This is a genomic window from Bacillus sp. P14.5 (assembly GCF_003316765.1).
GTDB lineage: Bacteria > Bacillota > Bacilli > Bacillales > Bacillaceae_B > Rossellomorea.
The window spans coordinates 21,730-40,815 of record NZ_NIJF01000107.1; the positions used below are offsets into that span (position 1 = coordinate 21,730).

A 19,086-nucleotide genomic window follows, 5' to 3' on the forward strand; every position below is an offset into this window, starting at 1 on the left:
CTCATTATAATGAGGGCGCTGAAAAATTCCAACAATAAATAAAAAGGCAGAATCGTTCACCACAAAGAGCGATTCTGCCTTTTTCTCTTCAACTTTAACGAAAAAGTGTGATTTCCGTTCCAGGCACGCGACTCCGCGTGGCGGGCGTTGAGCCTCCTCGGCTTCGCCTGCGGGGTCTCACCTGTCCCGCTAGTCCCGCAGGAGATCGCGTACCTTCCACTCCAATCAACGTTGGGAAGAAGTTTACTTTCCGCTGTTGAAGACTTACTTTAAAATAGAACCATCAATTTAAGTGGATGGTTTCCCAATGATACAACAATAAATAAAGATTTTCAGTAAGTATGTCATGCTTTAGGATGCTATTTAATACTTATTCCAGAGAAAAACTACCTTAATTCTCCGGGATACCTTAGTTAACATGAAAAGAAAAGAGCTGACCCCTCCGATTAAAGTGAAAACCCTTAGTACCCGGGGAAAAATGCGGTTCTTGGGATTTTTCCGAAAGCAACAATGTATGCGAAAATGACCCTTTAATCTTTGGATAATGCAATAGTTCACCGGAATTATCCTTGCAAGCAAGAAAAAAAGGTGTTCACCACGTTTAGATCGGAAGTATTAGTGTCGGGGAAAGATCAGGCGCTTGTGATTTTTCCGAAAGCAATATTTTATTCAAAAACTGTCTTAGAAAAAGAGGCAAAATAAAGAAAGCCTCCTCCTCTGAGAAAGCTTCCTATATAGAATAAAGTTTTTTTGCGTTATCCATAAGAATAGAATATACGTCTTCCACTGCTTCATGCTTGATCTCTGCAATGGCTTCAATTGTCCTGTGAATCATACGGGGATGCGTCATGTGTCCTCTGAAGGGGCCTTCAAATTTCCACGGACCATCCGTCTCTGCGAGCATAAGTTCAAGAGGATAAGATCGTACCATCCGAACAATTTCTTCTTCATATAGAAGATCGGGTGTCACCGAAAGATAATAGCCATTTTCCTTCATCCTCTTAAGCGTCTTGGCAGTTCCCTTGAACCAGTGAAAATGAGCCTTTTGGATGGACGATTGCTCAAGCAGCGGAATCACGCGGTCTCCATCATCATAAACAGCATGGAGGATGATTGGTTTTTCCAAAGCTCTCGCCTGGCTGATAAACACCTTCAGCAACTCCAAGTATGACCCAAGCTCCATATTAGGGTGCTCCTGCCTTAGATAATAAGGAAGGCCGACTTCCCCTACAGCAATCATTGTATCTCTATGTTCCTGCATGAACTGAAGGATACCCTGAAGCTCTTTATCTGAAGGAACCGGCTGTTCGGGATGATACCCAAAAGCAGGCTTGATTCTTTCATCTAGACGGGACAGCCGCAGATTTTCCTGACATGACTTCAGGTGGAAGGACACTGAAATGAGGGCTATTATGTTTTCAAGGTGGAGGTCAGATAAAACCGCCTCCTGCTGGAAGGGTTCATATAAATCTAAATGGATATGCGAATCAATGATCTGACTCCCTTTCATCCTCTTACTCATGAACCGCCAGCTCTTTATAAATCGTCTTCTTACATTGAAGGAATTCCTCACTGAGCACAAGACTTTCATCACGGGGCCTTGCAAAAGGAACCTGGAATTCTTTCTTTATGGAAGCTGGCCTTTGAGAAAGGACAATCAGTCTATCCGAAAGGAACAGTGCCTCTTCAATGTTATGAGTTACGAAAATGATGCTTTTCTTATTTTCCTCCCAGATGGATAAAAGCCACTTTTGCATATCCAGACGAGTAAATTCATCCAGTGCTGAAAATGGTTCATCAAGGCATATGATAGGCTGGGGACTGAGCAATGCACGTATGAATGCAACCCTTTGTTTCATTCCGCCGGATAACTCATGCGGATATGCTTTTTCATATCCAGCCAGGCCAGCCCTCTCTATCATTCTGAGGGCACCTTCCCTGTCCTTTTCACCGGACAATTCCTGACCGAGCAGCACGTTATCCACCACGTTTCGCCACGGTAAGAGGGCGGGCGCTTGCGGCATATAGCTTATAAAGCCTCTACGGCCATTAATATTCTCCCCATCAATTTTGATGCTTCCCTTTTCAGGCGAGTACAAGCCGCCTATCAAATGAAACAAGGTACTCTTTCCACTGCCGGAAGGACCAAGTACGGATAAAAATTCCCCCTCTCCAACTGAAAGGGAGAGATTATCCAGGATGAGCTGGTTATCAAAGGATTTATCCAAATTATCGATTTTCAACTTTTCCACTCTTCTCTTCTCCTTTCGGCCGCCATTTGATCAGCCATTTTTCCAATGCAATGATGAGGGCAAAGAAGATCAGGCTTAAAAGCATAATTGCAAATATCGCAACAAATACTCTGTCCGTCCTGAAGGAAGATGAAGCAAGGGTCATGAAAACACCTACACCCTGTTTAGCTCCCAGCCATTCAGAAATGACTGCCCCCATCACACTGTAGGTTGCCGAGATTTTCAACCCTGAAAAAATCGATGGAAGTGAATGCGGCCATTCAAGCTTCCGAAAAATCTGCATCTTGGTTGCGCCCGCCATCTGCATATAATGTTTCAGCTCATTGCCTGTCTGTCTGAACCCGTCCAATGCCGCTACTGCCACAGGAAAAAAACAGACAAGTGTGATGACAATCATCTTAGGCAGCAATCCAAAGCCGAACCATACGACCAGGAGCGGTGCAAGGACGATGATCGGGATATTCTGTGAAAGAATCAGCAGCGGATACACCGATTCCCTCAAGACCGGAATTAAGTGAAGACCCACAGCCACAAGCAAACCAATTCCACAACCTATTGAAAATCCCAGAAGCGTCAAGTAGACGGTAGATGTAAGATGTTCCTGGAAAGTCGGCCATACAGCGATGGCTTCACTTCCTACACGGGTTGGAGAAGGAAGCAGCCATGCAGGGATATCAGCAATTCTGACAGTTACCTCCCATATAATGAACAAGAGGATGATGGCCACGGCAGGCCGCCATCCCCTCTGAAGGAATTTATTCATCATCTATATTTCACCGTTAATTGATCCATGGAAATCCCGCTTGGCTGATAAAGGATCTTCACTTGGGAGATGACATTCCTGCTGCCCATCTCGATCATTTTTTATTCATATTTTCAATCACCTTCATCAAATCAGCCAAGTTTCCCTCCATTGTTGTCTCCAAAGGATGCACTTCGTACTTCACTCCTGATTCTTCGATGACTGAAATGGCGGCATCCACATAGGGGATGACATCTTCCCCGTTTTTGTTTTAGGTATTATTTGAATACTGACTAAACTATTTTCCATATCATGATCACCTCTTATTCCGGCAAGAATTCATTGGTAAACGCTTGTTCTGCGTCAAGTTCTGATTCCAGAAGTTCATTTTCGAACATCCAATCAGCATAGTTTTCCCAAACTTCCAGTTTTTGCTCACCCCATCTCGGAGCATCATCCTGATATCTGGAAGCGAGCCATTCCTGGCTTTTCTTTACTAATTCTTCATCAAGATCCGGGGCGGCATCTAAGAGGATCTGTGCAGCCTCTTCTGGATTGTCGATACTAAAATTATATCCTTTTGAAGCAGCAGCTAAAAATGCTTTCACCATTTCCGGGTCTTCTTCAATCAGGTCTTCATTCGTCGTAAGGACCGGGGTATAGTAATCCAGCTTTTCCGAGTAGTCTGTTAAATAGATCATGTTGATATCTTCATTTCTAAGCTCAGCCTCGATCCCTGTCCAGCCATAATAAATCCAGGCAAAATCGATGTCCCTTTGAACAGCAGTAAAGAAATCACTGTCTCCCATATTGACGATATCCACTTCCGAAACGTCGGCATTCTCCTGCCCCATGATAGAAGCCATTACCGCCTCTTCAACCGGTGATCCCCAGCCGCCATAGGTCTTGCCTTCAAAATCCTTCGGCGATTCAATATTCTTATCTGCCGGGGAAGCAAAGCCGGAGGTATTATGCTGAATAACCGCTGCGATCGATACAAGCGGTACATCCTGCACTCGTGCCTGGGTAACCCCTTCCTGGTAACCGACACCAAAATCAGCTTGGCCGGAAGCCACGATGGAATCTGCACCCGCTTCACCAGGCATGATGATTTCCACATCAAGGCCTTCTTCTTCAAAATATCCATTTTCCTTTGCTGCATATAAACCGGTGTGATTTGTGTTCGGAGTCCAATCCAATACAACCGAAACTTCTTTCAGCGTTTCAGATTCGCTGCCGCTTTCGTTTTGTCCTTCATTGTTATTCTGTCCGCAGCCGGTAATCAAAACAGCCGAGAATAGAACTGCAAATGCCTTCTTCATTAAGGTTCCTCCCTGTTGGTCAAAAATTACGAGTCATATATAGAACCTGTCATATTAAAATTGCAATCTGTTTCATGGAATAAAAAAGCGTCCCGGAATGGACCCGGGACGCATATTGAAAACAGAATGACCGTTTAGAATATGTTCCCTACGCTGGTCTCAGCCAGATCAGGTTCCAAGGGTCAGTATCTATCAGGATACAATCTCAACCAGCTTCACTGGTCCCCCCACTATTCTCGCATATTAAATTCATTTCCACCCTCTACTTTGACACACTATTGCCCATAATTCAAGAAATAACATCTATCTCTTTAACACTTTAAAGTGCTGTAAGGTACAGTCCCTCTCAGCGCTTTAAAGCCCTAAAACTCCAAGGTCTCTCGTTTTGAGGTTTGCTTCATTCAGGCTATAATTAATGGAAGAGAACCAACAAGGAGGATTCAGATGGAAAGAGTACAGCTAACAAACGACCTTACATTCTCAAGGTTCATCCATGGCCTATGGCGCTTATCTGATTGGAACCAGTCAAAGGAAGAAACCTTAAAACTGATCGAACAGGTAATGGACACAGGCATCACCACTTTTGACCATGCCGATATTTACGGCAGCTATACCTGCGAGACTTTATTCGGAGAGGCACTGGCACTGAAACCATCATTAAGAGAGAAGATGGAAATCGTCACTAAGTGCGGAATCGTCCTTCCTTCTGGGAATAGGCCGGAACACAAAACCCACCATTATAATACTAGCAAGAAACATATCCTGAAGTCTGTTGAAAACTCGCTGTCAAGCCTGAAAACGGATTACATAGACGTGCTGCTCATCCACCGTCCGGATTCATTCATGGACCCTGAACAAACGGCTGAAGCATTCGCTCAGCTGCATAAAGAAGGGAAAGTTCGCTGCTTTGGTGTTTCCAACTTCAAGAGCCACCAATTCAGCATGTTGCAGTCTTACCTTGACTTCCCGCTGATCACCAATCAGATCGAGTTGTCACCTTACGTACTCGAAAACTTTGAAGACGGTACAATCGATCACGCCCTTCAAAACCGGATCCCTCCTATGGCCTGGTCTCCACTGGCAGGCGGAAAGATTTTTTCGAGTGATGACGCCAAAGCTTTTCGTCTTCGCGGTACTTTGGAAAAAATCCGTGCTGAAAAAAATGCGGATGGCATCGATCAAATCATTTATGCCTGGTTATTGAATCACCCGTCACGCATTATGCCAATCATCGGATCGGGGAAATTAGACAGAATAACAAACGCTGCTGCTTCTCAAGAAATTCACCTGGATCACGATCAATGGTTCGAGATCCTTCAAAGCTCGATGGGACATGATGTACCTTAATGAAAGATTTAAAACCTTTAATATTGTTTTGAATTATTTGCTCTTTTAACAAAAATTAAGCTCTTCTTCTTGTAACACAGAGCTCAGCAGGTGGTCATTTACACTGACTCACCTGCTGAGCTAATTCTATTGGGTTTCTTAATCCTTTATCCATATCACTCTTGTCAGTAGCCCTTGAAACAACAATCATTTGAAAAAAAGCCATAAAAAAGCATCCTGACGTTTCTGCAGGATGCTCTTTTATATATTTTTATTATACAAATCTTTGAGTATTCATTTCATTGTCTCCGAGAACCTTGGTTATGGACTTCTCCACATAGTGGGCAAGATACTCTTCATGCAATTCGTTTTTACTCAACTCATAGAGTTGTTTATCGGATACTTTATAAATTCCTATTCGTAATAGCTGTTTTATATAAAAATCTTCTGTTGAACTAAGTTTTCTTTGCTGCACGGTTAATCCCTCCGATGAGAGTATACCCGCTTTTCATATTTTCTAACCTGTGAGAAAACATTCAATATTTTGGCTGCTTGACCGGAAGACTGACCGAAACGGCTGTGCCCTTTCCTTCTTCACTTTCATAATCGATCGCGCCATTGTGTTCTTCTATAATTTTAAAACTGACCATTAATCCAAGTCCGGTTCCATCCGCTTTGGTTGTGTGGAAGGGAGTCCCTAAATGCGCCAAATTTTCTTTAGAAATCCCCTGTCCTCCATCCTTAATGGTCAACTTGACCGTCTCTGCATCGAGCACTTCTGCTTGAATGGCAACCTCGCCGCCTAAAGGCATGGATTCCATCCCATTCTTGATTAAGTTAATCAAAACCTGTTTCAAATGTTTGGCATCACACTCCAACATTGGAAGGCCGGTATCCGTTTCTTTGATAAACTGGATACCTTGATTCTTTGCATCGCTGTCCATGACTTTCAAGACGTAATCGATAACCTCATTAAGGTCATGCAACTCAAAATTCATCCCTTTAGGCTTCCCAATCACCAGTAAATCATCGAGCAAAGAAGAAATCCGCTCAATTTCATTGATCATGATTGAATAATACTCTCCATCCTCAGGATGCTTCTCATGCTGAAGCTGCGTAAAGCCCTTCAGTGAAGCCAAAGGGTTTCTGACCTCGTGGCTGATTGATGTGGCAAACCTTCCGACAGCGGCAAGTTTTTCGGCATGGCGGAGTTCGTCGTTGAGCTTTAATCGAACTTCCAGATTAGAATAAAATCTGCTCAAAAACATATAGGATATAGCTGAAAGAATTATATAAACAGCGATCGGCAAAACTACTTGAACCGCATTCAATGTTACTCCGAATACAACGTACAATAATATCATGCCTATAGTAGAGGACCAAAAAAATCTTTTATTGATAAAAATAGGAGAAAATAAGATAAAGAGTATTTCTAAAATATGTCCAGAGTTAAATGCTTTATCACTACCAGCATAAATTAAAAGATTATTAACTAAATCAACTAAAATAAATCCTGCAAGATATATATATTTTACGGTATAAACTTTTCCTTTTTAGTTAAATAGATAGACACTGGAAGGATCAATATCAGTATGAGGTGAAACCAATAACCCATACCATCTTCCGGCAAGCCCATCTTTTTATCCTCATAGTACTTAAAGATATAGTAATAAAACAGATCATAACCTATGAGTAAAAAATAAAACAATGGAAGAAATAACTTAAGTGTCTTTATTTCCTCATTATCTAATTGAATATGGTTGGGTCTTTGATTTATCATTCGTTTCTCCCTTAAAATATCTAATTTCCAACATAGGACTTCCTACATAATAATAAAGGATAAACATACATTTTGTAAAATTTTGTAGAATTATGACGATTAAATAGCCTTTGATCGCAAGAAGTTCCTGAGGCTTCTCATCCAGGAAAAGATTAATAAAAATGCAACTGCAATCAGTTGTATTAAAAAAACTGTTCCATCCCAAAATTTAAGGGTATTAATGGGGCTGGCCAGGTTAGCTAATGCTTGTTCCACAGAGAAAAGGAGTTGTGGAATATAATAAACAAGGAAAAGGGTGATAGAAATTGATACCCCAATCAGATAAAACACACTGAAGGCTTTTATATAACCTTCAATCTTGTTGTCTTTCCGGGAAGAACTCACCTTCCTTTTAAGATACTCCTGTCCTTCTTCTAAGAGATTATAGAGGCCGGAACTATTCTCCAAAACAAAATAAAGATCGGTTTTCATATAAAGACAGCATTGATAAATGATCCTAATAATTATGTTAAATATCGTCATTGTAATAATCGCATTAAATAACCCTTCATCACCTCTTAAAAAGTATCGTTGGATAACTAAGGAGACGAAGAGGATAACTATATCAAAGCTCAATCCCCCAAGAAAAATAATATTCCTTTTCTCTCGTGAAAGTTTCCACGCTGAGCTTACATCAGATTCTAATACAGGAAAAAACAGCCGGTGCCCGATATTTAACTTGACTGGAATTCCATATGACCTCGCGGCAAGTATGTGACCGGCTTCATGAATCAGGACTAGAAAAATACTCACCGAAGAAAATAGCAAAATATTGATCAACATTAAATCATACCAGAATATGTCCCTGTAATCGGGGAATAGCGAAGGTTTTATGATGAACATTAGAAGGGAGCCCAATAGAGATAATATAAAAATTATTCTGCTGAATTTATTAAAGAAAATTCTTCCAACAGATTCATTAATCCATAAGAATCCTTTTGTACTGCTTTTTGTAGTAGGATTTCCAAACTCTTCATCATCAATTTTCTTCATAAAATTCAACTGAATCAACTGATTTATAAATTCCTCCATCTTTATTTCTTCCTGCGGAAAGGCAGCTCTTAAGTATATTTCAGTTTCATCAACTGTTTTGCCTTTGTCCAGCATTCTTATTGCTTCCACAGCTGTAATGGACATCTCAAAAAAATCTCCTGTCTGTTTTGACTCTACTATAAGTTTCTCCTCATCTTGATGGATCTCAAAATCAAACAGGGTAACCTTACTGTTTTTATCCCACATATCCCTTTCTCCCTCTCTTACTCATAGAAAAGGGATGCGAGCTAAAGCAAGCATCCCATTACATGTATTAATAAACATTGAACCATCCACACCACCAGCATGTCGTCTTAATTTTGCTAAGCTTTTTGATTTTCATATTCTCACCCTCTATCTATTGTTTATTAATTCTTGATAAGAAGTTGTTACAGAAGATGTTGAACGGTTTGATTCTTCTTTCAATTCAACCCACTCAGGAAATACCTCTTGGAATATATGAATAAGATCTGGATCAAATTGCGTTCCTTGACCTTCAAGAATTCGTTTATAAGCTGTTTCGGTAGATAAGGCTTCTCTATATGAACGTGTAGAAGTCATGGCGTCGAAGGCATCAGCAATTGCTGTTATTCTGGCTGCCAAAGGAATTTCAGTTCTCTGTAAACCTTGAGGGTAGCCCTTGCCATCCCATCTTTCGTGGTGAGAAAGAATAACATTCAAGCTGTCACTAAGTTCCTGTACCTTCTCAACTGCTTCTGCTCCTACTGCTGGATGTGTTTTAATAATTTCAAATTCCTCACGAGTAAGTTTATCTGGTTTCATTAAAATGCGATCAGGTATGTGAATCTTGCCTATATCATGCAATAAGCAAGCGTAATAGAAGGCATCAAGTTGTTCTTTTGAATAAACATTCAGCTTCTTAGCTAATGAAAGAGCATAAAATGCTACACGCTCACTATGACCCTTTGTATATGGATCCTTAAGTTCCAATGTTGCTATTATTCCTTTGACAATTCCTTCAAGCTGCTTATTATAAGAGTTCTTAATGGCATCAACATATCCTAAGATCCTTTTAAGAAGGAGAAAAGCTATAGAAGAAATAATGACAACCAGCATGACTGGTAATATTAATACCACGATATCTTGAGTTATAATTCCTACCAAAGTATATTTTACTATTATTGAACCGCACACAACTAAAAAGAAAAATTGACTGATAAATATTGGAGAAAATAAAATCAGAAATACTTCTACAATATTTCCTCCGCCTTTTATACCTGGATTTAATATATGAATGATCATATCGTTTATAAATGACAAAACAATGTAGCCCAGAACTACTATGTATTTTACTCGTGTTATATTTGTCCTTCTAAATATAAAATAGCTTGCCACTGTTAAAATTAATAAAAGGGAGTAAAGAAAGTATATAAAAACCGAAGGCATACCAGCAGACTTATTTTCCATTACCTCAGGCAGAAGAAAATAATAGAAGCCTTCATACAAAATCGATATAGTAAAAAACAAAACTAAAAACCACTTAAGTGTCCTTTTTTCTTCAAAAATCAACGTCGAATCTTTTATATTCTTTAACATGGCATGCCTCACTTGCTGTAAATATTCTGTTCAAAAATCCCTCATTTGTCATTGTTCGACAAATTTCATTCTATAGCAAAAGTCCCATACAGGGAATAGTTTATTTTACTCATTTATACGAAATTTTTAACATTTTACTGGCTTCACACTTTTTAATTCATTCTAATTCCTCGAATAGCAGTAAACACTGAATAGTAGAGCCTTTATTTTCTATATCGGTAAATATTAACCAAGCTGAATAGCAGAGCCGCAAAAGAGGACTAAAGTACCTGCTTTTCTCAATGCATTATGGAGAGGCCATGTGAGACTTATTTATATTGAAGCCAAGTTGACGAAAAGAACCTAAAATGGATAACAAAAGGCTGTTTTCGCAAATATTGTTGCTTTCGGATATCCCCGGAAACTAAGAGTTTTATCTCTTATCCGGGGAGAGTAGCTCTTTTCTTTTTGGTGTTACCAGTTTTTACTCCTCTTAATATGATTATTTTTTCGGAATCCTTATAAAATAGCAACAAAGTTTACGAAAAGAGCCTAAAAAAAAGACCCTCTGATTCAGGGCCTTTTCATTCAGCAAGTTTTTGCTCTATATTGCTGTTCCGCTTCATCAAGAAATCGATGGCGAGCCAGAAAAAAACAGAGATCAATGCATAAATTCCAATTGAGTAATAGATGTCTTCCGTTTTCCATTCAAGTTTAGGAATGAACAATCCTAATATACCTGTAAAAATATAATAACTTCCTATTAAGTGGAAGAACAATTTTTCGGTAGTCAAATTTCTTTTCTCCATATAACCCTTGCCCGCTTTTCCAAAAAAGATTGCAATTCCCCTGATGATAAAATACACGGAAAAAGCAATAATAATAGCAATCACTGTAGAATTATTAAAAACGTTTGCCATCTTAATGCTCCTTTCAACAAAAAACCATTGTTCATCTTTAAGATTGTACCATAAGTTCGCACAATTTGAGTAGGAATTAAATTCCATAAAAGTTTTTTTATATTTTACCTCCCTACACCATGTGGTATAGTGTTAAATAGCTATTATCCCTAAAGGAGAATTTTTTTATGTCCAGTTTAAAAGATAGAATTGATAAACTATCTCCTGCCCAGCTAATCGTGGTTTTTTACTGTGTAGCAGTAGGCATCTCAATCCTGTTGCTCAGTCTGCCAATCACTGCTCAACCTGGTGTAGATCTAAGTTTCATTGATATTATGTTTACAGCAGTGAGTGCGATAAGTGTAACAGGGCTTACTGTTATTCAGATAGTGGACACTTTCAGTACAGCCGGCATCTTCATTCTGATATTCATCCTGCAAATCGGCGGGATCGGCATCATGACCCTTGGAACTTTCCTATGGCTCATCATTGGGAAAAAGATAGGTTTAAAAGAACGCAGGCTGATCATGACCGATCAAAATCAATCTAACCTTTCAGGCCTCGTCAATTTAATGAAGCAGATCTTATTAATCATTCTTTTAATTGAAACAGTCGGCGCCATTATATTAGGTACATATTTTCTGAAATATTATCCGGCTTGGCAGGATGCCTACCTCCATGGGATCTTTGCCAGTGTGAGTGCTACCACAAACGGCGGATTTGATATCACCGGACAGTCACTCATCCCCTATGCAGATGATTATTTTGTTCAGTGTGTCAACATCATCTTAATTACCTTGGGAGCCATAGGATTCCCCGTTTTGATTGAATTAAAAGATTTCCTCCTGAACAATAATGATAAACGGGTAAGGTTTCACTTTTCTCTATACACCAAGTTGACGACCGTTACCTTTTTTTCTCTTATGATTGCGGGAACGATCTTGATACTTGTAATTGAGTTCAACCGTTTTTTTCAAGGGATGTCTTGGCATAAATCCTTTTTCTATGCATTTTTCCAATCCACTACTACACGGAGCGGAGGATTGGCGACAATGGACGTCAGCCAATTTTCGGAACCGACTCTCATCATACTCTGTATGCTGATGTTCATTGGTGCTTCCCCAAGTTCAGTGGGAGGCGGAATACGTACCACGACATTTGCCATCAACATCCTTTTTCTTATCAACTTTGCGAGGGGAAGGTCAACGATCAAGGTTTTCAGGCGGGAACTGGATCAGGCTGATGTAATCAAATCACTGGCCGTTACACTGCTTGCCAGCTTTATGTGCGCCGGGTCCCTCATCATACTTTCTATTACCGAGTCACACTCTTTTATAGAAATCCTATTTGAAATTTGTTCAGCTTTCGGAACTGTCGGACTTTCAATGGGCATTACTCCGGATTTAAGTGTAATTGGCAAGATTATCATTATGGCTCTGATGTTCATCGGAAGAATAGGACTCCTGACTTTCCTGGTCATCCTGGGCATCAAGCAAAAAGAAACGTTGTATCATTATCCTAAAGAAAAAGTCATTATTGGATAAATAATTTCAGCTGGAATCTGAATGGCTGCCTGTCTTCTAAACAGTAACTTCTATATTTATTCAAAAAAAGAAGCCACTTCGGCTTCTTTTTTATTTGTCCTTAACTCTAAGGAGTCTCAGGCCATTAAGTGTAACAATCAAGGTAGCTCCCATGTCTGCAAATATTGCAATCCAAAGGGTGAGCCATCCCGGAATGACCAGGAGCAGCGCAAGCAGTTTGATTCCTAATGAAAAGGCGATATTCTGTTTGATGATGAACAGTGCTTTCCGGCTGAGTTTCACTGTAAATGGCAGTTTTCTTAAATCATCACCCATCAAGGCAATATCCGCCGTCTCCAATGCTGTATCAGTACCTGCTCCGCCCATTGCAATCCCTACTGATGAAGCTGCAAGAGCGGGGGCATCATTCACTCCATCTCCTACCATTGCAACCTTTCCGTACCGTTCGCGAAGCTGTTTTATAAAAGTGAGCTTATCCTGCGGCAGTAATTCCGCTGCTGTTTCACTTATATTTGATCGTTTTGCAATAGCTTCTGCTGTTCCTTGATTGTCCCCTGTCAGCATGATGGTTTTATTTATTCCAAGCTTATGGAGCCTTTCTACCACTTCTGCACTGCTCTCCCTGATTTCATCAGCGACAGCCGTCAAGGCAAGGACTTCTTCTCTGGTAGCAAAAACAATGACAGTTTTCCCCTCATTCTGCAGCTTCCATATAGTTCTTTTTAAACCCTCTGGAAGTGCATGCTCCATTACTTCCTCTATATAAGCGGGGCTGCCTGCGTAATACGTTGTGTCAGAGATTAATCCTTTGATTCCTTTTCCTGTAACAGAAGTAAACTCTTCAATCACTACTGATTGATAATGAGCCTGTTCCTCTTCCGCTTTCTTCATAATCGCAGATGCCAGTGGATGCTGTGAACCATTCTCCAGGGCAGCAATCATTTTCAAGTATTCCTCTTTTTGTTCTTCTTTTAAAGAAATGAAATCCGTTACTGCCGGACGTCCTTTTGTGAGTGTCCCTGTTTTATCAAATGCAATGGCTTTTAAGGCACCCATTTCTTCCAGATAAATGCCGCCTTTTATCAAAACACCGTTCCTGGCAGCATTTCCAATGGCGGTAACAATGGAAACCGGAGTTGATATGACTAAGGCACATGGACAACCGACCACGAGTACCGCGAGACCCTGATAAATCCATTCGCTCCATTCTGCATTGAACAGTAACGGAGGGATGACAGCTACAAGGATGGCAGCCATTATTACTGCCGGGGTATAGTACTTTGCAAATCGGTCGACAAAGGCCTGTGAAGGGGCACGTTCAGCCTGGGCCTCTTCAACAAGGTGAATGATTTTCGCTATGGTGGTATCTTCCGCCAGCTTGGTCACTCTGACTTCCAATAAACCTTCTTCATTCAAGGTACCCGCGAAAACCTCATCACTTCGCTGCTTGGTTACCGGAACTGATTCCCCTGTAATGGCTGCTTGATTGACCGCAGAAATTCCCTTCTCAACGATCCCATCCATTGCCAGCTTCTGCCCGGGCTTCACAATCATAATATCCCCGATTTGAATATCTTCAATTTGGACCAGCATCTCTGTTCCATTCCGTCTGATCAATGCTTCTTTCGGAGCGATATCCATCAGTGAGCGGATCGACTGCCGTGCCTTATCCATTGAATAGGATTCCAGGACTTCGCTGATGGCAAACAGAATGACAACCGTTGCCCCTTCTCCCCACTCGCCAATGAACGCAGCCCCAATTATGGCAATCGTCATGAGCGTCCTCATATCGAATTCGAAACGCATTAAATTCTTTAGGCCCGTTATAAAAAGCCGATAACCTCCTATGGCTATGGAAGCTAAATAAGCCAGGACCGATAAGAGGCTTTCTTCTCCGTAAAATTGTCCAAGCGACCAACCCATGATCAAAAAGACAACGGATAGCAGAACATTGCCGTATTTCTGTATAAAGGGCTGCTTATCTTCTGTAAAGCGCTGGTTTTCTGGTATCAATTTGATACCTTCGAACGCTCCAGCTTTTTCAAGCTCCTCAATGGTTGTATCTCCATAGACAGTGAGCTTTGACGCTCCAAAATTAACATTTGCTTCTGAAACACCATCCAGGTGCTTCACGTTCTTTTCGAACTTTGCGGCACAGCCTGCTCAGGAAAAGCCCTGAACGCGGTATGTCGTTTTATCTGTTGTCTTCACCAATCCTTCAGCCACGTTGTTCCACCTCCTTATGATGGGTGATGGCAATGTTAATCAGGCTTCTGACATGGTCATCATCCAGGGAATAGTACACCAATTTTCCTTCTTTGCGGTATTTTGCAAGCCCCATATTGCGAAGCAGCCTCAAGTGGTGCGAAGCTGTAGCGGTCGTGGCACCGACAATCTGGGCTACATCGCAAACACACAGCTCTTCTTCAAGACTGAGGGCATAAGCGATCTTCATTCTAGTATCATCCGATAATGCTTTAAATATTTTTGCTGCGCCATTTGTATTTGTTACAGCAAGTTCTTCTTGAACAGCGGCAGCTCTTTCGTTCTCATAACAAGTCACTTCACAAACATCTTTCTGCTTCATCTTCCCACCTCAACAATCAAACGTTCATTTGAATATTAGTATATGTAAGTTTAAGAAATCTGTCAAAACATTCTACAATATGTGCTTTCACCCACCTCCGGGCTAAAAGGGATTGTCCCTCTTTGTGATTTAACGAGTTGATGCGATATAGTACAGTTCAAACAAAAAACCTTCCTTATGTTCAAGGAAGGCCTAATCGACTGCATATTTTGTTACCTAAATCCAGTTGCTTATATGATGAACTTTACAAACTTCAATCCTATTTTCGCCTGCTGTCTATTGCCAAGTATCGTTTACCAACAGGAAAGGGTAGTGTACTTTAGCCCTTTACAGTACTAAGAGGGACTATCCTTGGTCACGCTTTAAAGGACTAAAGGTATTTCCTTTGCACAGTACGTCCTTCATAAGTAAACAACATTTGCCTGTTTTCCACATTGGTTTCAATATGGACCGTCCTGCCCCATAGCTGGTAGACATACGGGAGCACTTTCTCGAGGTACTTGATATCCAGTTCGATTCCTTCATACCAATGCTTCAAGTAAAGTTCACCATTTTTCAGATAGTCGCCGTCATTGACCGTTATAAATGGAAACCCGCCATTGACCCGCATACCAACGAGCTGATCCCGAACTTCTTTCCACTCTTTGTCGACAATTTTATAGTCCTTCCCCTGTTTCTGGAAAAGGTACATATCCTCCCTCATCACCAGGTCCTTGGTCAAATAGTTTCGAAGGAAAGAAATATCCGATTCAATTTCCCTGACCTCGAACATTTTATCTCTGCCTGAACCAGGTTTTTCACCTCTTCTGATCATTTCCTCTGTCGGATTGTTATAGCGCTCTTCAATATCCTCGAAAATCTTCAAGCCCAGATAGTATGGGTTGATGCTTGTTTTCGATGGCTGCACCACTCCCGCATTCAACTTCGCGAATTCTATGGATTCACCGCTGGTCAGATCCATTTCTCTTATGATTCTTTGATGCCAGTAGGAAGCCCAGCCTTCATTCATAATTTTTGTTTCCAGCTGCGGCCAGAAATACAGCATTTCTTCTCTCATCATCGTCAGGATATCCCGCTGCCAATCCGAAAGCTCACGGCTGAATTGCTCAATGAAAAGCAAAAGATCCTTTTCCGGCTGCGGCGGGAATTTCTTTTTCACTTTCCTTCTTTGTTTCTTCTGTCTATTCGGCCCGTCATCTAATGACCATAAATCATCATAAGGTGTGGCAGAAGCAACCTCCTCTTCCTCCCACTCCACATCTTCCATGCTCCACGACAACTTAGGACGCATCAAGGAAGGGTCAATATGCTCATCAATGGCAAGGACCGCATCCAGAAAAGTCTCCACTTCTTTTTTTCCGTGCTCTATCTCATATTGCCTGATCCTGTCAGCCGTTGCCGCCATACTTTCAACCATATCTCTCTTTGTATTCTGGAACCTGACATTATTTTTAAAAAAATCGCAGTGAGCCAGCACATGAGCGACAATCAGCTTGTTTTGAATGAGTGCATTCGAATCAAGCAAAAACGCATAACAAGGATTTGAATTGATTACCAGCTCATAAATCTTGCTCAGACCCAAGTCATAGTGAAGTTTCATTTTATGATATTGTTTTCCAAAGCTCCAGTGGGAAAACCGCGTCGGCATCCCATAAGCCCCAAATGTATAAATGATATCTGCAGGACAGACCTCATAACGCATCGGATAAAAATCAAGCCCGAAGCCTTTGGCAATCTCCGTGATCTCACCAATCGCCTGCTGTAATTGTTTCTGTTCCTCTTCTCTCATCCCGGTTCCCCCCAGTAAAAATTTACACCCGCGTCACCTTGGCTACTCTTATTTCAATATATGAAATGGGATAAGGTTTCATGAGAAGAATAAAAACGTTATTGAACACGAGGCTGGGTATCATTTTACATTTTGAGAATTCCCTGCTGTCTGAGGGCTCTTCTGACTGCATCGATCTTTCCTTTGAGGAATTCCATGCTGTTTGCGGGCTCTTCTGACTCGCAGGTCCTGATTTTTCTCAAAATAAAAAGGGTCCTTCATGGAAACCGTGAGTGCCACTAAAAGAGGGAAAAGCCCTCCAGGTGACCTTCGTGGAAGCCATGAGTGCCACTAAAAGAGGGAAAAGCTCTCCAGGTGACCTTCGTGGAAACCGTGAGTGCCACTAAAAGAGGGAAAAGCACTCCAGGTGACCTTCGTGGAAACCGTGAGTGCCACTAAAAGATAAACAAGCTCTCCAGGTGACCTTCGTGGAAACCGTGAGTGCCACTAAAACAGGGAAAAGCTCTCCAGGTGACCTTCGTGGAAATCATGAGTGCCACTAAAAGAGGAAAAAGCTCTCCAGGTGACCTTCGTAGAAGCTGTGAGTGCCACTAAAGAGACCCTTCTGAGCATTAACGCTCTGTTAGTTTTACTTGCAGTGCCCTTGCAGGAATAACTGCCAAAATCAACAGAACCGCCGACACGATAAAAACTAGCTCGATTCCGAATTGTTCTGTAAAAAAACCTGCTCCCAATGAAAACAAACCAAATATGAGAGTGGTTACAGCTCCCTGTGCGGCAAAAACTTTTCCAAGTCTCTCAGGACTGACACTCTGCTGCACAGCTGTTTGCAGCAAGATGACTTTCATTCCGTCAAAGAAACCGAAAATCACTGAATACAAGAGGGAAAGCAGCGCAATGCTGGTCAATCCGAAAAATAAAGTTGCCAGAGAAGTAAAAACCAGCGTCAGCGGGAGCCAGCGGTACACATTTCCCGAAAACAATCTGTGCGTTTTCAACAGAAGTACACCTGCCGCTATCAGTCCGATGAAAAAAGCTCCGTTGAGAAAGCCCCACCATTCTTCTCCCCTGCCGAGCTGCTGGTCAACATACACATACAGAATCGCGGCAATCCAAACGACAGTTGCAGCGGATTCTATAGCATAAATAAAGAAGATATTCCTTAACCTGGAATTCCTCCAAATGTCTCCCCAGCCTTCTGTCATTTTCGCTCCAATGTTCAATCCCCTTTCCTGCTTCACCGGAATACCAGCACTATTCATCGGCAGGCTGTACATCATCATGCTGCTTGCAAGGAATAAGAATGCTGTAAAGACCAGCGTCCACCCTTCTCCAGCAAAAGCAACAAGTATACCGCCGACAGCCCATGCGGAAAACTGAACCGCTTGATCAATGGTAGAAAGAAAACCATTGGCTCCAATTAAATCTTCCCTTCTAACAATTGAAGGGACAAATGCATTACGTGCAGGCAGAGCCCAGCCATCTAAAAAAGCAACCCCGCTCACTAAAAGGAAAACAACGAAAAGATGTCCTGCATCCAAGAACAACAATAAAGAGAGAACCCCCATCAAAGCGGTTTTAAAAACCTGTGAATAAAACAAGAGATTCTTTAAATGAAACCGATCCAAAATCAGCGGCGCAATCACACTGCTTATGAACCGGGAAAAGGTGATCACCACAGGGATGATACTCATCATAATAGCTGACTCAGTTGTAGCAAAAACGGCCGCGATAATCGCAACAATAAATAAAACATCTCCTCCGTTTGCCAACGCCTGGCCAACCCACAAATAACGAAAGGCCCGTGTTTTCATCATTCTTCCTCCTAACATAATATGAAATTGTCTGAGAAAAGAATGAATATCACAAGGGACTGGCTCCTTTCTGAATATAGAAATAACTTATCACCTATGTACGATCAAAAGCACGCTCTTATAAAAGTATAGTATCTATTATGTAAAAATTCCAATAAAACAAAATTCAGCGTTTGAAACTACTAGTTGCGCTCCCCTTAAGAGGACATCAATTCAAAGTGGAAAAAGCAATCTAAATTACCTGCATAGCTGATTCAAAACCTTCAGTGATAGGGATCTTATTAAATCGCAGCCATAATTACAGGCAGTTTCCATTATGTTTTATTCAGATTCACTTCTGAGGGACATCAAATATAAAAATTCCACTTTTCATTCATGTACCCCGCTCCACCTCCGAGGGACATCAAATACAAAAAACCCACAG

15 protein-coding genes, 2 pseudogenes and 1 riboswitch are annotated in these 19,086 nt (G+C 41.3%); of the genes and pseudogenes, 2 read left to right on the top strand and 15 right to left on the bottom strand.

Annotation, left to right across the window (positions count from 1 at the left end; all coding sequences use genetic code 11):
* Nucleotides 1–730: 730 nt before the first annotated feature.
* The 5 genes and pseudogenes from B9Z54_RS21280 to B9Z54_RS21300 all read right to left on the bottom strand — a co-directional run bounded on the left by B9Z54_RS21280 (nt 731) and on the right by B9Z54_RS21300 (nt 4,316).
* Nucleotides 731–1,510 (bottom strand): TatD family hydrolase, encoded by a 780-nt coding sequence (locus B9Z54_RS21280; protein WP_187444367.1) that lies wholly within the window; start codon nt 1,508–1,510, stop codon nt 731–733.
* Between the two features lie 4 nt (nt 1,511–1,514).
* Nucleotides 1,515–2,252 carry an ABC transporter ATP-binding protein gene (locus B9Z54_RS21285; protein ID WP_187444362.1) on the bottom strand — a complete coding sequence of 246 codons (738 nt, stop codon included), beginning with the start codon at nt 2,250–2,252 and terminating at the stop codon, nt 1,515–1,517.
* A complete protein-coding gene (locus tag B9Z54_RS21290) occupies nt 2,230–3,015 on the bottom strand; it encodes an ABC transporter permease (RefSeq protein WP_187444366.1) in 786 nt (261 codons plus the stop codon). The genes B9Z54_RS21285 and B9Z54_RS21290 overlap by 23 nt, the downstream gene beginning before the upstream one ends.
* A pseudogene (locus B9Z54_RS21295) lies at nt 3,015–3,303 on the bottom strand (thiamine-binding protein). Before B9Z54_RS21295 ends, B9Z54_RS21290 begins: the two are co-directional and overlap by 1 nt.
* Nucleotides 3,304–3,317: 14 nt before the next feature.
* The gene (locus B9Z54_RS21300; RefSeq protein WP_113930385.1) at nt 3,318–4,316 is read right to left on the bottom strand and encodes an ABC transporter substrate-binding protein; all 999 of its coding nucleotides are present in this window, start codon (nt 4,314–4,316) and stop codon (nt 3,318–3,320) included.
* Between the two features lie 128 nt (nt 4,317–4,444).
* A riboswitch (TPP riboswitch) is annotated at nt 4,445–4,555 on the bottom strand.
* Nucleotides 4,556–4,760: 205 nt separating this feature from the next.
* On the opposite strand from B9Z54_RS21300, the gene B9Z54_RS21305 reads away from it, so the two are divergent.
* On the top strand, nt 4,761–5,663 hold the full coding sequence (locus tag B9Z54_RS21305) for an aldo/keto reductase (RefSeq protein WP_113930386.1): 903 nt from the start codon (nt 4,761–4,763) through the stop codon (nt 5,661–5,663).
* 253 nt (nt 5,664–5,916) lie between these two features.
* Here the strand turns inward: B9Z54_RS21305 and B9Z54_RS21310 are convergent, their stop codons facing one another.
* From B9Z54_RS21310 to B9Z54_RS21335, 6 genes and pseudogenes are all read right to left on the bottom strand, one after another.
* The gene (locus B9Z54_RS21310; protein WP_113930387.1) at nt 5,917–6,117 is read right to left on the bottom strand and encodes a Fur-regulated basic protein FbpA; all 201 of its coding nucleotides are present in this window, start codon (nt 6,115–6,117) and stop codon (nt 5,917–5,919) included.
* 61 nt (nt 6,118–6,178) lie between these two features.
* Nucleotides 6,179–6,910: an ATP-binding protein gene (locus B9Z54_RS21315; protein WP_481747814.1), complete on the bottom strand. Its 732-nt coding sequence runs from the start codon at nt 6,908–6,910 to the stop codon at nt 6,179–6,181.
* Between the two features lie 51 nt (nt 6,911–6,961).
* Nucleotides 6,962–7,422, bottom strand: a pseudogene (locus tag B9Z54_RS26765) (ATP-binding protein); the annotation flags it as partial.
* A 99-nt stretch (nt 7,423–7,521) separates the two neighbouring features.
* Nucleotides 7,522–8,700, bottom strand: a complete 1,179-nt coding sequence (locus B9Z54_RS21325) for a zinc metalloprotease (protein ID WP_113930390.1) — start codon at nt 8,698–8,700, stop codon at nt 7,522–7,524.
* A gap of 147 nt (nt 8,701–8,847) precedes the next feature.
* Nucleotides 8,848–10,050 carry an HD-GYP domain-containing protein gene (locus B9Z54_RS21330; protein WP_113930391.1) on the bottom strand — a complete coding sequence of 401 codons (1,203 nt, stop codon included), beginning with the start codon at nt 10,048–10,050 and terminating at the stop codon, nt 8,848–8,850.
* Nucleotides 10,051–10,613: 563 nt separating this feature from the next.
* Entirely contained in the window at nt 10,614–10,949 is a 336-nt protein-coding gene (locus B9Z54_RS21335) for a hypothetical protein (RefSeq protein ID WP_148953777.1), read from the bottom strand.
* A gap of 167 nt (nt 10,950–11,116) precedes the next feature.
* On the opposite strand from B9Z54_RS21335, the gene B9Z54_RS21340 reads away from it, so the two are divergent.
* Nucleotides 11,117–12,472, top strand: a complete 1,356-nt coding sequence (locus B9Z54_RS21340) for a TrkH family potassium uptake protein (protein WP_113930393.1) — start codon at nt 11,117–11,119, stop codon at nt 12,470–12,472.
* 90 nt (nt 12,473–12,562) lie between these two features.
* On the opposite strand, the gene B9Z54_RS21345 is transcribed toward B9Z54_RS21340, so the two are convergent.
* From B9Z54_RS21345 to B9Z54_RS21360, 4 genes are all read right to left on the bottom strand, one after another.
* On the bottom strand, nt 12,563–14,698 hold the full coding sequence (locus B9Z54_RS21345) for a heavy metal translocating P-type ATPase (RefSeq protein ID WP_205207750.1): 2,136 nt from the start codon (nt 14,696–14,698) through the stop codon (nt 12,563–12,565).
* Nucleotides 14,691–15,059 (bottom strand): ArsR/SmtB family transcription factor, encoded by a 369-nt coding sequence (locus tag B9Z54_RS21350; RefSeq protein ID WP_113930394.1) that lies wholly within the window; start codon nt 15,057–15,059, stop codon nt 14,691–14,693. Before B9Z54_RS21350 ends, B9Z54_RS21345 begins: the two co-directional genes overlap by 8 nt.
* 370 nt (nt 15,060–15,429) lie before the next feature.
* Complete coding sequence (locus B9Z54_RS21355; protein WP_113930395.1) at nt 15,430–16,848, bottom strand: SpoVR family protein; 1,419 nt, start codon at nt 16,846–16,848, stop codon at nt 15,430–15,432.
* A 611-nt stretch (nt 16,849–17,459) separates the two neighbouring features.
* On the bottom strand, nt 17,460–18,662 hold the full coding sequence (locus B9Z54_RS21360) for an MFS transporter (protein ID WP_162785318.1): 1,203 nt from the start codon (nt 18,660–18,662) through the stop codon (nt 17,460–17,462).
* Nucleotides 18,663–19,086: the final 424 nt, after the last annotated feature.

Coding starts and splice junctions, on each gene's coding strand:
- B9Z54_RS21325 (WP_113930390.1), bottom strand. CDS start 8,700: ATGTGGGATAAAAACAGTAAGGTTACCCTGTTTGATTTTGAGATCCAT.
- B9Z54_RS21335 (WP_148953777.1), bottom strand. CDS start 10,949: ATGGCAAACGTTTTTAATAATTCTACAGTGATTGCTATTATTATTGCT.
- B9Z54_RS21290 (WP_187444366.1), bottom strand. CDS start 3,015: ATGAATAAATTCCTTCAGAGGGGATGGCGGCCTGCCGTGGCCATCATC.
- B9Z54_RS21350 (WP_113930394.1), bottom strand. CDS start 15,059: ATGAAGCAGAAAGATGTTTGTGAAGTGACTTGTTATGAGAACGAAAGA.
- B9Z54_RS21355 (WP_113930395.1), bottom strand. CDS start 16,848: ATGAGAGAAGAGGAACAGAAACAATTACAGCAGGCGATTGGTGAGATC.
- B9Z54_RS21305 (WP_113930386.1), top strand. CDS start 4,761: ATGGAAAGAGTACAGCTAACAAACGACCTTACATTCTCAAGGTTCATC.
- B9Z54_RS21315 (WP_481747814.1), bottom strand. CDS start 6,910: ATGTTTTTGAGCAGATTTTATTCTAATCTGGAAGTTCGATTAAAGCTC.
- B9Z54_RS21360 (WP_162785318.1), bottom strand. CDS start 18,662: ATGAAAACACGGGCCTTTCGTTATTTGTGGGTTGGCCAGGCGTTGGCA.
- B9Z54_RS21340 (WP_113930393.1), top strand. CDS start 11,117: ATGTCCAGTTTAAAAGATAGAATTGATAAACTATCTCCTGCCCAGCTA.
- B9Z54_RS21300 (WP_113930385.1), bottom strand. CDS start 4,316: ATGAAGAAGGCATTTGCAGTTCTATTCTCGGCTGTTTTGATTACCGGC.
- B9Z54_RS21330 (WP_113930391.1), bottom strand. CDS start 10,050: ATGTTAAAGAATATAAAAGATTCGACGTTGATTTTTGAAGAAAAAAGG.
- B9Z54_RS21280 (WP_187444367.1), bottom strand. CDS start 1,510: ATGAAAGGGAGTCAGATCATTGATTCGCATATCCATTTAGATTTATAT.